This is a genomic window from Bradyrhizobium sp. 1(2017) (genome assembly GCF_011602485.2).
Taxonomy (GTDB): Bacteria; Pseudomonadota; Alphaproteobacteria; order Rhizobiales; family Xanthobacteraceae; genus Bradyrhizobium.
Map to the genome: position 1 here is coordinate 6,816,301 of NZ_CP050022.2, position 13,968 is coordinate 6,830,268.

Annotated in this window: 13 protein-coding genes; 4 read left to right on the plus strand and 9 right to left on the minus strand. The window is 62.1% G+C overall.

Features of this window, described 5'->3' with window-relative positions:
* Positions 1–10: 10 nt before the first annotated feature.
* The 9 genes from HAP40_RS32325 to HAP40_RS32365 form a co-directional block, all read right to left on the minus strand.
* Positions 11–1,507, minus strand: a complete 1,497-nt coding sequence (locus HAP40_RS32325) for a tripartite tricarboxylate transporter permease (protein WP_166813646.1) — start codon at positions 1,505–1,507, stop codon at positions 11–13.
* 4 nt (positions 1,508–1,511) lie between these two features.
* On the minus strand, positions 1,512–1,985 hold the full coding sequence (locus HAP40_RS32330; protein ID WP_166813644.1) for a tripartite tricarboxylate transporter TctB family protein: 474 nt from the start codon (positions 1,983–1,985) through the stop codon (positions 1,512–1,514).
* Between the two features lie 11 nt (positions 1,986–1,996).
* Positions 1,997–2,887, minus strand: a complete 891-nt coding sequence (locus HAP40_RS32335) for a tripartite tricarboxylate transporter substrate binding protein (protein ID WP_208024860.1) — start codon at positions 2,885–2,887, stop codon at positions 1,997–1,999.
* Positions 2,888–3,052: 165 nt separating this feature from the next.
* Positions 3,053–4,330 (minus strand): ABC transporter substrate-binding protein, encoded by a 1,278-nt coding sequence (locus HAP40_RS32340; RefSeq protein WP_166813640.1) that lies wholly within the window; start codon positions 4,328–4,330, stop codon positions 3,053–3,055.
* Positions 4,327–5,061: an ABC transporter ATP-binding protein gene (locus HAP40_RS32345; RefSeq protein WP_166819253.1), complete on the minus strand. Its 735-nt coding sequence runs from the start codon at positions 5,059–5,061 to the stop codon at positions 4,327–4,329. Before HAP40_RS32345 ends, HAP40_RS32340 begins: the two co-directional genes overlap by 4 nt.
* Complete coding sequence (locus tag HAP40_RS32350; protein WP_208024859.1) at positions 5,054–5,788, minus strand: ABC transporter ATP-binding protein; 735 nt, start codon at positions 5,786–5,788, stop codon at positions 5,054–5,056. Before HAP40_RS32350 ends, HAP40_RS32345 begins: the two co-directional genes overlap by 8 nt.
* Positions 5,785–6,804 carry a branched-chain amino acid ABC transporter permease gene (locus tag HAP40_RS32355; protein ID WP_166813638.1) on the minus strand — a complete coding sequence of 340 codons (1,020 nt, stop codon included), beginning with the start codon at positions 6,802–6,804 and terminating at the stop codon, positions 5,785–5,787. Before HAP40_RS32355 ends, HAP40_RS32350 begins: the two co-directional genes overlap by 4 nt.
* Positions 6,801–7,685 (minus strand): branched-chain amino acid ABC transporter permease, encoded by an 885-nt coding sequence (locus tag HAP40_RS32360; protein ID WP_166813636.1) that lies wholly within the window; start codon positions 7,683–7,685, stop codon positions 6,801–6,803. Before HAP40_RS32360 ends, HAP40_RS32355 begins: the two co-directional genes overlap by 4 nt.
* Before the next feature lie 28 nt (positions 7,686–7,713).
* Entirely contained in the window at positions 7,714–9,441 is a 1,728-nt protein-coding gene (locus tag HAP40_RS32365) for an acetolactate synthase catalytic subunit (RefSeq protein WP_166813634.1), read from the minus strand.
* 101 nt (positions 9,442–9,542) lie between these two features.
* Between HAP40_RS32365 and HAP40_RS32370 the strand changes: the two genes are divergently transcribed.
* The 4 genes from HAP40_RS32370 to HAP40_RS32385 all read left to right on the plus strand — a co-directional run bounded on the left by HAP40_RS32370 (position 9,543) and on the right by HAP40_RS32385 (position 13,968).
* Entirely contained in the window at positions 9,543–10,235 is a 693-nt protein-coding gene (locus HAP40_RS32370) for a GntR family transcriptional regulator (protein WP_166813632.1), read from the plus strand.
* A 29-nt stretch (positions 10,236–10,264) separates the two neighbouring features.
* Positions 10,265–11,263 (plus strand): NAD(P)H-quinone oxidoreductase, encoded by a 999-nt coding sequence (locus tag HAP40_RS32375; RefSeq protein ID WP_166813630.1) that lies wholly within the window; start codon positions 10,265–10,267, stop codon positions 11,261–11,263.
* 103 nt (positions 11,264–11,366) lie between these two features.
* Positions 11,367–12,227 carry an SMP-30/gluconolactonase/LRE family protein gene (locus tag HAP40_RS32380; RefSeq protein ID WP_246741345.1) on the plus strand — a complete coding sequence of 287 codons (861 nt, stop codon included), beginning with the start codon at positions 11,367–11,369 and terminating at the stop codon, positions 12,225–12,227.
* 586 nt (positions 12,228–12,813) lie between these two features.
* Positions 12,814–13,968, plus strand: a complete 1,155-nt coding sequence (locus tag HAP40_RS32385; RefSeq protein WP_166813626.1) for an ABC transporter substrate-binding protein — start codon at positions 12,814–12,816, stop codon at positions 13,966–13,968.

Below are 13,968 nucleotides of genomic sequence, written 5' to 3' on the forward strand. Positions count from 1 at the left end.
GGTAACTCCGTTAGTCGTCATGAGTGTAGCGGCGGCCCAGGCCGGCGATGCCGGTCCCCAGCAGAGCCAGCCCGAGCGCAACCAGCGAAAGCGCGATCGGGCGTTCCCAAAGACCGCCCAAAAAGTCGCCGTCGGTGATCAGAAGAAGTTGGCGCAACGACCGCTCGAAGGTCGGCCCGAGCACAAAGGCCAGGATTAGCGGCGACAGATCGTAATCCGCGCGGCGGAACATGTAGCCGGCGAAGCCAAACATGACGGTGAGGCCAATGTCGAAGGTCGACAGGTTGGTCGAATAGACCCCGATGACACAAACACAAAGAATCATGGTGGCGAGATAGGCGCGCGGGATATCGAGCGCGCGCACAAACAGTCCGATCAACGGCACGTTCAGCAGGACGAGAATGACGTTACCCAAATACATGCTGGCGATCACGCCCCAGAACACTTCCGGATGCTGCGTCATGATCAGCGGACCAGGAACCACCCCATGGATCAGAAAGGCACCAAGCAGCAGTGCCGTCACAGCGTTCGACGGTATGCCAAGGGTGAGCAGGGGGACGAAAGCACCGGCCGTACCGGAATTGTTGGCCGATTCCGGCCCGGCGACACCCGCAATAGCCCCCTTGCCGAATTGCTCGGGATGTTTCGAGAGCCGACGCTCCACCGCATAGGACAGGAATGAGGCGAGCACCGCGCCACCGCCCGGCAGAAGTCCGACAACGAAGCCCAGGACCGAACCGCGCGCGATCGGAGCAACGCTCGCACGCACCTCTTCCCTGTTGGGCAGAAAGGCCAGTAGACGGCTCGGCGGCGCCATGACACTGGCAGAATCTTCTCTCGTTCGTGCGAGCATCAGGATTTCCGAGATGCCAAAGAGGCCGATGGCAAGCGGCGCGACGTTCACGCCGTCGATCAAATCCGGAAGACCGAACGTCAGGCGCGCTTCGTTGGTGATGGGGTCCAGCCCGATCGTCCCGAGCGCGAGTCCGATTGATGCCATTAGCAACGCCTTCAATACTCCCGACTGGGCGAAGAACATGATGAGGCAGAGGCCGGCAAACATCATCGCCGCATACTCACCCGGCCCGAAAGACAGCACGACCCGGGCGAGAAGCGGCGACAGGAAAGTGATACCGAGGATTCCGAACGTGCCGGCGATGAACGAGCCGATCGCCGCAATGCCGAGGGCAGCGCCGGCGCGTCCCTTTCGGGCCATCTCGTAACCGTCGAGACATGTCACGACCGACGACGCCTCGCCCGGTATGCGCATCAGAACCGACGTGATAGTGCCGCCGTAGGCGACGCCGTAATAAATGCCGGACAGCAGGATGATCGCGCCGGTTACGTCCATGCGGAGCGAGATCGGCAGCAGCAGCGCGATGGTCGTGGTCGGCCCCAATCCCGGCAGCACGCCGACGATCGTGCCCAGGAACGCGCCGAGCAGGCAGAGCAGAAGATTGTCAACGGTCATCAGGACGCTGAAGCCGTGAAGAAGTCCGTCCAGCATGACTTCAGAGAACTCCCAGCGCCTTCAGAGCGACTTCGGCCGGCCCGGCAGGGAACTGCACCTGCAGCGCCGTTCCAAACGAAAGCACGATCGTTGCGACCAGCAGAAATGAATAGATCAGTGACGCCAGCCAGGAGCGATCTTCGGCGAAGCGCATGATGACCCCGGTGGCAATCAGTGCCGGGATCACGAAGCCGAGGAACGGCACGGCGATCGCGAACAGGATCGCCACAATGCTGTAGACGGCGAATGCGCGAGGCGTTTCGTTTCCAGTTTCCGCTGCTCCGCCCCGAGCGGGAGCGAGGCTGACGAGCACCGCCAGCACAACAACGAAGCCCAGCGCGACCTTGGGCAGCAGCCCGGAACCAGGGCCGTCGTCAGTGTAAAGGTCGAGGTGACGTGCTGCGAACCAGCCCGCCGCGCCGAGCGCGGCAAGGAATAGCGGGATCGCGCGAGCGCGAAGGGCAGACCCGGACATGCGTGTCTCTCTCAACGCTTCTTCGCGAGCCCGGTCTCTGCGAGACTCTTGCTCATCTCGTCAAAGCCCTTCTTGAGAAAGCCGCGGTACTCGTCCCCGCTCATATAGGCCATCGACATGCCGAGTTGCTCGTACGACTTCGCGACCTCTGGCGAGGCGGCGGCCTTCTCAAAGGCGGTACGCAAGGTTTTGAGCTTGTCCGGATCGATGCCCTTGGGTCCGCCGAGACCGATCCATGAATCGATCGACACGCCGTGACCGAGATCGAGCAATGTCGGCACATCGGGCAGCTCGCTCCAGCGCACCGGGCTCGCCGACGCGAGCAGCCGCAGCTTTCCAGCCTGGATCAATGGAAGCATTTCGGTCGGTGTCTGCACCACGGCATCGATGTGGCCACCGAGAACGGCAGTCACCGACTCGGCACCCGACGGATACGGCACGAAGCGGAAGCGTGCGCCGGTCTTTTTGCCCAGCTCCAGCAATGCCAGATTGTTGGGAGGACCGGACGCACTGAACGTCACCGGCTTCGACTTTCCGGCCTTGATCAGATCGTCGATCGAGCGGACCGGCGAGGCCTCATTGACCACGATGCCGTAACGGAAGCGGCCAAACCCGCCGACATAGTCGAAATCGTCGATCGCATATGTCACGTCGATCATATGCGGGTTGATCGCCATGGGGGCGAAGCTGGTCACGCCGATCGTGTAGCCATCGGGCTTCTGTGCGGCGATGAAGGTCGGACCCGTCGTCCCCTGCCCGCCCGGCCGGTTCACGATCTGGACCGGAACGTTGAGGATCTTCGCCGCTTCCGCCGCCAGCGCGCGGACGGTGACGTCAGTCACTCCGCCCGCACCATAATTGACGACGAGCGTGATCTCACGCTCCGGCCAGCTCTCAGCCATGGCGGGCGAGATCAACCCAACCGCTGCAAGAAGTCCTGCCACAACTAATTTCACCTGCATTCCCCACTGATCATTTTGCTTGTCCGAGACAATTCTCGTTTCGATCGATACGTTGCCAAGCCCGGCTATGCCGCCAGGCTCGACAGATCGATTGCGTCCGGCTTCTTACTGACCGACGTTGGCGCGCTGGCCCCAATCGGGCAGCGGCATCGTGATCTTCTTCGCGATGCCGAACGGCTCAGGTCCGATCGACTGGATCTGCTTGTTCTGCCATTGATCGTAGGTCGGGAAGGCTCGCGTGTTGTTCTGCGTCTTGGGATCGAACTTCAAACCCCAGCCGACAATCGACGACCCAATTGGCTTGTCCTGAGCGAGCGCGGCTTCGCGGATCTTCTCGGTGTCCATGCCGCCGGCCGCCGGCAGGATGTCGTTGAGCACGGTGTACATCGCATTGAAGCCCATGCCCGAATGTGCCGAAGGCTTCCGGCCCTCGAACATCTTCGGATATTCTTCATGGAAGCGCTTGAAGAGCGCCGCGGTATCCGGCTGCAGGGCGTCCGGATTGATATAGACCGACGTACCGGTGTTGAGGATGCCGTTGACATCGTCGCCCAGCGCATCGGCGAAGTCGCCGACATTGTGACCACCGCCGTTGCCGATCATCGCCTTCAGCTTGAGCCCGGCTTCGCGGGCCTGGCGCCAGAAAAGGATGGCGTCGGGTGTGTATTGCTCGGCGATCAGAATATCGACCTCCAGCGATTTGTAGCGCTGGACCATCGACGAGAGATCGTTGGTCTTGAAATCGTAGGAGCTGTGATCGACGAGATTGATGCCCTTCTCCGTGAGGTACGCCTTTGCGCCAGCGCCGACGGCGGTGCCGTTATTTGAGTTCTCCGTGAGAATGGCCACCTTGGCGTTCGCAGCCGTGAGGCCGACGCCCGGGATCACCTTCTCGACGACGTATTCGGCGCACTTCCGCCCGAGCTCCGTCGAGGGATAGATGAAGCGGAAGAGGTATTTGAAGCCGCGGCTGGTGATGTCGTCGGCGACCGCGCCCTGCTCGAAATAGACGACCTTGTTGCGCTCGGCGACCTGGCTTGCCGCGAACGAGATCGCACTGGCGTAGGAGCCGATAATCACCTTGACGCGATCGCTGGTGATCAGCCGCTGCGCCTGCGACGTGGCCTCGGTCGAGCCGGGAACGTCAACCTGGGCGAACTCGACCGGTGCGCCGAACACGCCGCCCTTGGCGTTGACGAAGCTCTGGGCAAGCTGGAAGCCGCGCAACACGTCGTTGCCCAATGAGGCAAGCGGCCCCGACAGCGGCAGCAGCACACCGATTTTGGCGGGCGAGGCCGCTTGAGCCGTGCGAATGGCGGGCGCGGCCAAGGTGAGTGCACCAGCGCCGGTCAGGCTGACGAAGTGGCGTCGTGAAATAGTCATAGGCTCGCTTCCTCCTTTTCGTGCAGGCCGATGCCGAGATAGGCTCGCCTGACATCTTCGTTATTGATGAGTTCTTGCCCTGTACCGCTGACGACGACGCGCCCGCCGGCAATGACGTAGGCGCGATCCGCAGCGCGCAGCGCCTGCGTCACGTTCTGCTCCACAATGACCAGCGTGAGGCCGGTACCGCGAATCTGGCCGAGGGCTTCGTAGACGCGCTTGACGGCGATGGGCGCGAGGCCGAGCGAAACTTCGTCGAGCAGCAGCAGGTCCGGCATTGCCATCAGTCCGCGCCCGATCGCGCACATCTGCTGCTGGCCGCCCGACAGCGTTCCTGCAAGCTGTGCCTCGCGCTCCCTGAGGAACGGAAACAGCTCGTAGATGGTGCCCAGATTCTCGTTCATCCGCGCCCGCGCGCGCGTGGTGTAGGCGCCGATCTCGAGATTGCGGCGTACGTTCATCCGGGGAAACAGCCGCCGCCCCTCGGGCACCATGACAAGCCCGCTTTCGACCGCGCGGTGCGCCGGAAGGCCGCCGATCTCTTGTCCCTTGAAGGTGGCATTGCCTGCACTCGGCTTGATCAGCCCCGCAAGGGTTCGGAGCAGCGTTGTCTTGCCGACGCCGTTGGCGCCGACAATGGCAACGACCTCGCCCTTCTCGACATCGAGATCGACGCCATGAAGGACCTCCGAATCGCCGTACCCGGCGTGAAGATTCCGAACGCTAAGCATCCACCGCCTCCGGAACGTCGTCACCGAGATAGGCGCGAATGACCGCGGGATCGTCGACCACCGCGCGAGGCTCGCCATCCGCAATCTTGCGGCCGGCGTCGAGCACGATCAGGCGATCGGAGATGGCCATGACGGCTTCCATGTTGTGCTCGACGAGCAGGATCGTCACGCCTTCGTCGCGCACGCGTCGAATCAGGTCGAGCATGCGGCTGACTTCAGCGTGATTCAGGCCTGCCATGACTTCGTCGAGCAAGAGCAGCTTCGGTCGCGTCCCGAGAGCCCGCCCGACTTCGAGGCGCTTCTTCTGAGCATTCGTCAGCGTTGGGATGAGAACGTGTTCCCGACCGCCAAGGCCAACACGCTCGGCGACGATATGAGCCTCGCGTTCGCTCGCTGTGACATCCGCGCCGTGAAGGAACGCAGCCGTCATGATGGTCTCGGCGACCGTCATCGTTGTGAACGGTTGCGGGATCTGGAACGTGCGTGCCAGACCACGGCGGCAGATTTCAGCCGCGCTGAGGCCAACGATGGAATGACCGTCGAAAACGACATCGCCTGCTTCCGGACGCATCGCACCGGCGATGACGTTGAAGAGCGTCGTTTTGCCGGCGCCATTAGGGCCAATCAAACCAACGATCTCGCCGGCTTCGACCCGCAAATCGACTTCGCCGACGGCGACGAGCCCGCCGAATTTCTTGGTGACGGTGCGGACGTCCAGCAAGCTCATGGTGCGGTCTCCCGAGCGGCACGGCCCGGCAGCCGCCTGCGTCCGGCCCATTCTTTGAGACTCGACAACCCACCCATCAGGCCGTGCGGCAACACGATCACGATGACGATCAGCAGGAATCCGTAGATCACGAGATGGGCTCCCGACAGCGCCCCGCCGAGCTGCTCAACCAGGATTTCACGAAGCGGGATCAGGATGGCCGCGCCGATGAAGGGACCAATGACGGTGCCGATGCCGCCGAGAATCGCCATCAGCGGCAGATCGACCGACAGTTCGACGCTGAACACAGTGCCGGGCTCGATGTAGAGGACGTATTGCGCCATCAGCGTTCCACCAATCGAAGTCAGGAACGCGCTGAGCAGGAACGCAATCAGCTTGTAGCGCCGGATGGGAACACCGGAGGCATCGGCCGCGTCCTCGTTGTCGCGGATCGCCTTGAGGTAAAACCCGGCATAGCTTCTGACCAGCACGAAGGTCGCTGCGACGCAGGCGAGCAGATAGCCTCCGGCGAGAAGTGCGTAGGTCGCGCGCTCCTCGAAGATCATGTTCGCCACGCCGGGCGTGAAATTGATGCTGATGCTGTACGGCAGGTCGAAGAATTTCCGCGAATAGATCAGCAGGATGCGGATGGTCTCACCGACGGCGAGGGTCGCCATGGCGAAGAAGACGCCACGCATGCGGAAGACGGAATAGGATATCGCGACAGCGAGGATCGTGCTGATGGCCCCTCCCACCAGCATTCCGAGCCAGGGAGAGATACCGGCGTAATTGTACAGCAGCGTCGAAGTGTAGGCGCCGATGCCGAAGAAGGCCGAATGCCCGAGCGAAAACTGGCCTGCAACGCCGCCGATCAAATTCCAGGACGAAGCGAGCCCCGCATAGATGAGGATCAGCACGAGGACGTTGGCATAGTAATCGTCGAGCCCGCAGAAGGGCAGGACGAGCGCAACGAAGAGAAGCATTGCGGCACCGGCGAGGTCGCGCGGCGAGGTCACGAGATAGCGGGAGAGGCTCATTTCAGCGTCTCCTTCTCGGCACCCTTGACACCCAGGAGACCATGCGGCCGCACCGTGAGCAGACCGATGAGAAGGACGAAATGCGTCGCCTCCTTCAGGTCGGGAGCGAAATAGCCGACCGTTGTCTCAACCAGCCCAAGAACGAGACCGCCTGCGATCGTCCCGACGACGCTGCCGAGACCGCCGAGCACCACAACGACGAAGGACGCAAGCACGAAGAAAGATCCGACCGACGGGAAGGCGTAGAAAGAAGGAACCAGGACAGCGCCCGCGACACCCGTGAGCGCAATGCCAAGTCCGAAGGTGATGAGAAACACGCGGTTCGGGTCGATTCCCATCAGCCGCGCCGACATCAGGTCCTGCGAAACCGCCTCGATCGCGCGGCCGATGAAGGTGGTCCGAAGAAATACGATCACGGCCGCAAGGATCGCGACGGAATAAGCAAAGGCGATCAGGCGATTGGTCGGGATGAAGGCACCTAGAACGTTCAGCGAGTCCCATCCGGCCGGCATCACCTGCAGGGTCCGGTAGTCGGCCGACCAGGCCATCAGCGCTGCGTTCTGCAGCAAGATTCCGAGCCCCAACGTTGCGAAGACCTGGGTCAGCTCCGGCTTGTAGATCGTGAACCGCATCAGGCCGGCGTAGAAGAGAAGCCCGATGCCGAAGAAGATCGCCGCGATCAGCGGCGCCCCGAAATACGGGTTGATGCCCGTCGTCGTCATCAGCCAGAAGCCGGCATACATGCCAAGCATCAGGAATTCGCCATGGGCGAAGTTCACGACCTTGGCGACGCCGAAAATCAGATTCAGGCCCAGCGCGGCGAGCGCATAAACGCCGCCGAGCAGCACCCCTGAAACGACCAATTGCACGAAAACCAGCATGACGCAGACCCTGGAACGCGGGTTCGGACTAGAAGTGTCCCTCGTACCAGGTGATCGGCGGACGAGCCTGCGGATCGGTTATGACGTCGATCAGCGTCAGCCGGTCGGAAGCGAGAGCCTTCGCGAGCGCCGGCTGGAGATCTTCGACGCGGTCGATCCTGACGCCCTCGCATCCGCATGCACGCGCAATGGCCGCGTGGTCGACATTCTCGAAGAAGACAGCATCGGTGTGATCGCCGAATTTTACGTCTTCGGCATCCTTCTGATAACCGAGAACGCCGTTGTTGAGCACGATCAGGACGACCGGCAGCTTCATGCGGCGGGCGGTCTCCATCTCGGCCCAGCAATGGCCGAAGCCTCCGTCACCGGTCAGACAGATCACGGGCTTGTCGGGTGACGCGACTTTCGCGCCGAGCGCCATCGGCAGGCCCCAACCGAGGCCGGCCAGACCGCGCGGCGTCAGGAAGCGTTGACCGACCTTTTGCGAGACGAGATAATTGGTGACCCAGAGCGAGGAGTAACTCGCGTCGGCCACCATGATCGTGTCAGGCGTCATGACGGCATTGAGGGCGGTCATCACCCGCTCCGGCCGGATCGGGCTGCTGTCGGAATACGTGACCGACCTTGCACCCTTTGCGAATGCCTGCTTGCCGTCTGCAATCTGCTTCTCAACGGCTCCCCGCGCCGAGCGACGCGCGCCCAGGTCCCGTTTGGACATCGCGGCCGTCAAGGCCTCGAGCGCGAGCTTGGCGTCGCCGACGAGTCGGACTGCTTCGTAGTTGCGACCAACCTCGTTGCCGTCGACATCGATATGAATGAAGGTCGCGCCTTTGGGATAGAGCGTCCAGGAATCGGTGCCGTTCTGATTGGTGCGCGTGCCGATCAGAAGGATGACGTCGGCGTGGTCGATCATCGGCTTGAGATGATAGGTCGAACCGAGCTTGCCCATCGCGTTGGCCGCAACACCGAGCGACAGCGGATGACGCTCATCCACCGCCCCCTTGCCCATGTTCGTGGTCGCAACAGGCAGTGACGCAGCATCCTGGAGAGCCGCAAGCGCGTCGGCCGCTCCTGACAAATGGACGCCGCCGCCGGCGACGACGAGCGGCGCCTTGGCCTTGGCCAGGAGATCAGCCACCTCTTCGATCCGGGCGGGATCCGCAGCGACGCGATCGAGCGGGAAAACGCCAAGCTTGGCCGAACGCTTCTGGGCGATATCGGCGAACTCGTTCAGAAAATCCGCGGGACAGAGCAGCACAGCGGGACCGGGACGACCGGTCGCGGCCGCGGTGAAGGCCATATCGATATAATCCTCGGCGCGTGACGCGCGATCGACGCGACGCACCCATTTTGCGCAGCCAGAGAACAGCGCGAAATGGTCCAACTCCTGGAATGCATTCTTGTCGTAGGTGTTGCGCGCGACCTCCTGAACGAGGGCGACCACCGGGATTGAGGCCTTAAAGGCCTCGGCGAGCGGCGCGACCAGAAGCGTCGCGGCCGGCCCATTTTGAGCCGTGACGACCCCGACCTTCCTTGAAATGCGGGCATAGCCGTCGGCCATCACGCCCCCGGCATTCTCGGCCCGATACGCGATCTGACGGATCCCGAACAGGGGGTTCGCAAGCTGGATGGCGGAGGGAAGGCTCTGTCCGAAGGTCACCTCAACCCCATGCCGGTGCAGGCTTTCGGCGATCGCGACCGCAACCGAGGTGTTCGGCAGGGACGGGGCTGCCTGCTTTTTAGCCAACTCACTCAACGCTTCCTCCTGAATGTATTTTGCAGAGTGTATCTTATTTGATATATCATATGACGGTGAGTCGATGCGGTGTCAACCGGGCGCCATGGAGAGGATTGCGGATGAATCGGAAGGAGGCACTGGCAGTCGGCGAGGCCTTCGAGGCCGTGGAGCGGAGCTCATTGAGCCGCCAGGCCTACAACCAGCTGCGCAAGGCGCTGATGGTTGGCGAACTTCAGCCCGGACAGAAGCTGAGCGGCCGTGAGATCGCGCTGCGTCTCGGAACAAGCCTGACGCCGGTACGGGAGGCGCTGCTGCAATTGGTTGCAGAAGGCGTTCTGGAGTTACGAACAGGCCACTCGATCACGGTGCCGGTACCGACGCGTGCGGTTTATACCGAGCTTCGCGATATCCGCGCTCAAACGGAAGGGTTGGGCGCCGAGCGGGCGGCTGCGATCATCACGCAAGCCGGAATCAAAGAGCTCGCTGATGTGCACGAAAGGCTCGTCACCGCAAAGCGCGAAGGCGACTACGCGCTCGCACTTCGTTGCAACGAGGCGTTTCACCTCGGGCTATGTCGCGAAGCGCAAATGCCCCGGCTGTTCCGGGTCGTCGAAAGCCTCTGGACTCAGATGGGGCCTTTTCTGAACTTTCTCTACAAGGGGCCAGAAGGATGGCCGCCCCCGAAGGGTGAGCATTTTCATTGCTCCGTGCTGACAGCGCTGAAACAGCGCGATGGCGCCGCGGCTCGCCAAGCCATTGTTGAAGACATCATCGGTGGCGGCGCCGGGCTTCTGGACAAGCTAGCCGACTAAACCTCGATCAATGTGAGACTCGATCCGTAATGCCATTTCCCGACAAGATGTCGTTCGTCGCCGCCACCGCCGCGGGCGGTCCCGAAGTTCTGCACCTCGAACAAGGGCCGGTGCCTCGGCCGGCGCCCGGCGAGATCCTGCTCCGCGTCGAAGCCGCCGGCGTCAATCGGCCGGACGTGCAGCAACGTCGCGGCGTCTATCCTCCCCCACCCGGCGCGAGCCCGATCATCGGCCTCGAAGTTGCCGGCGAGGTGATCGCCCTGGGCGAGGGCGTCGACACAGTCGTGATCGGCGATCGTCTCTGCGCACTGGCTAACGGTGGCGGCTATGCTGAATACTGCACCGTACCAGCAGGCCAGGCACTACGTTTTCCGCGCGGCTTCGATGCGATCCGAGCAGCTGCCCTTCCCGAGACCTATTTCACGGTATGGGCCAATCTGTTCCAGATCGGTCGGTTAGCCGCCGGCGAGCGCGTCCTGATCCACGGCGGCTCTAGTGGCATCGGCGTCACGGCGATCAAACTTGCGAAAGCGATCGGCGCCACAGTCTATGCGACGGCTGGATCCGATACGAAATGCGATGCATGCCTTTCGTTCGGAGCCGATGCCGCCATCAACTATCGAACCAGTTCGTTCGAGGCGGAGATTGCCAAGCTCACCGGCAAGAACGGTGTCGATGTCATCCTAGACATGGTTGGCGCAGATTACGCAGCCGCCAATGTGCGGAGCCTGTCGCGGGGCGGCCGGCTGGTAATCATCGGCTTCATGGGCGGTCGCATCGCCAACGAGATCGACCTCACCCAGATCGTGTCCCGGCGCTTGACTATAACTGGCTCGACAATGCGACCGCGGACTGCCGATGACAAGGCGACGATCGCCCGTGAGCTGCTCGATCGGGTCTGGCCACAACTCGATGCCGGCCAATGCGCGCCGGAAATACACCATGTCTTCTCGATGTCAGAGGCTGCCGAAGCGCATCGCCTCATGGAGTCGAGTGACCACATCGGCAAGATCATTTTGCGAGTCTAATCCTACAAACAAGAGCAAAAAGGCACGCAAGCAAGCGCGCTTAAGGGGGGAAACCTTGAAAATTATCGCTGACGGCCTGCAGTTTCCCGAGGGGCCCATCGCGATGGAGGATGGCTCCATCCTGCTCGTGGAAATCGCGCGCGAGACGCTGACGCGGATCACCGTCGACGGCCGCTCCGAGATCGTTGCATCGGTGCCTGGTGGCCCCAATGGCGCCGCGATTGGTCCCGATGGCCGTGTGTTCATCTGCAACAACGGCGGCTTCAACTGGGTCCGAGAAGGCGGAACGTTTCGTCCTCACGGCCAGGCCAAGAACTATTCGGGAGGCCGTATCGAAATCGTTGACCCAGTGACCGGGAAGATCGACCGGCTGTACGATCATTGCGGAGCAAACCAGTTAAAGGGGCCGAACGATCTAGTGTTCGACCACCACGGAGGTTTTTGGTTCACAGATCACGGCAAACGGCGCGACCGCGAGCTCGACCGCGGCTACGTCTACTGGGCACGCGCAGACGGGTCCGAAATACGGGAGGTCATTTCAGGCCTCTTCGGGCCGAACGGGATTGGGCTCTCTCCAGACGGCTCAGTTCTCTATGTTGCGGAGACTGATTCTGGCCGGCTCTGGGCCTGGGACGTGACTGGCCCTGGCGAAGTCCAGCATGTCGCGTGGCCGTCGCCGAATGGCGGCCGGCTTGTCATAGGTCTCGACGGCTACAAGCGCTTCGACAGCCTGGCCGTATCTGCATCCGGACGCATTTGCGTTGCCGCACTGGACACCTGCTCTATTGCCGAAATCACGCCCGACGGACAGGTTTCTTATCACGCGGTACCGGATCTTCTCGTGACGAATATCTGCTTCGGAGGCCAGGATCGACGCAAGGCCTATGTGACGATGTCCTATGAGGGAAGATTATGCGTCATGGATTGGCACGAGCCGGGCTTAGAACTCGAACATCAGGCATGAGAAAAGCAACCTTTCGGCCGTTCGGTCCAGTGAAGCAGACAACGCGCCTGCCAGGCTCGGTCTCGACCTTCCAGACGAAACCACTGACCTCGCGCGGAGCCGTGCCGAATGGGTTGGGCTGCTGGGGATCGACGACACCTGCATCGCGCCCGTGCTCGACTGGGATGGGGCGGCGAACGATCCGCACAATGTCGCACGCAACACCAACAATGTGACGCAACCGCTTCGGCGCCGCGCCTCAGTCGCACGCCGCCTACACTGCGATCCGCCCGCATCTCCGGCGACGATACGCGTGAGGTCCTGCATCGCTGGCGATTGGCCCAGCCCACCGTCGAGCTTCTGCTGGCGTAAAGGCACGGCACGCGCGTCCGCATTCACGTCACCGATTGCAGCCTGCGACAATCCATCCGACAGGTACTAAATACCGTCAAGGGTTCGGGCGGCGCATTCATGTAAAGATATTGACATATATAGACCTCCGTGAAACCTTGGACCGCAACATCGGTTCAAAAACATCGGGAGGAAGAAAATGACGCGGACGAGATCAACACTCGCATCAGTTGCGCTGATGGCGACCCTCTCATGCATGAGCGTTGCTTCGGCCCAAGACAAGCCCGTCAAGATCGGCATTTTGAACGACCAGGCCTCGGTCTATTCCGCCATCACCGGGCCGGGATCGGTCGCGGCAGCTCGCCTCGCCATTGAAGACATGGGCGGCACCCTGCTCGGCAAGCCGATCGAGATAGTCTCCGCGGACCACGGACACAAGCCGGATGTCGGCTCGGTCATCGCCCGGCGCTGGTTCGACACCGAAGGCGTGGATGCGATCTTCGACATCTACAGCTCCGGCGTTGCGCTCGCCGTGCAGGGCATCGCCGAGCAGAAGAACAAACTGCTGGTCGTTTCCATGGCGTCGAGCCGCGACATCAGCGGCAAGTCCTGCTCGCCTAACGGCATGCAGTGGGCCAATGACGGATACGAAGTCGCCAACCTGACGATCAAGGGTGCCTCCGACGGCAAGCCGACGTCCTGGTTCTTCCTGACGGTTGACTACGCGGCCGGTCACTCGATCGAGCGCGACTCCCAGAAGATGATTGAGAAGAGTGGCGGCAAATTCGTCGGCGCGGTGCGCTTCCCGCTCAACACGCCGGATTTCAGCTCGTTCCTGCTGCAGGCGCAGAACTCGGGCGCCAAGAACATCGGCTTTATCGGCGGCGGCGCCGACATGACCAACGCGATCAAGCAGACCGCCGAGTTCGGCATCGAACGCACCGGCCAGCGCTTCGTGCCGTTCTCGCTGACGACGGTCGATATCGACGCGCTCGGCAACGAGGCGACGCAGGGCATGCCGCTGGTCCTGAGCTATTACTGGGACGAGAACGACCAGACCAAGGCTTTCGCCGCGCGCTTCAAGAAGGCCTTCGGCAAGATGCCGAGCGATCCGCAGGCCAACGTCTACAGCGCAGTCCTGCACTATCTGAAGTCGGTGAAGGCGGCCGGGACCACGGATACGACAGCGGTGCTGGCGAAGATGAAGGAGACGCCGGTCGAGGATCTCTTCACCTCGGGCGCCCGTATCCGCGAGGACGGACGCCTGATGCGCGACGTCTACTATGCCGAAGCGAAGAAGCCGGGAACGATGAGCGGCGCCACCGACCTGATCACGCTAGTCAAGAAGATGCCGGGATCGGAAGCCTTCATCCCGGTCAGCGAAAGCGAATGCAAGGCGTTCAAGAAGTAA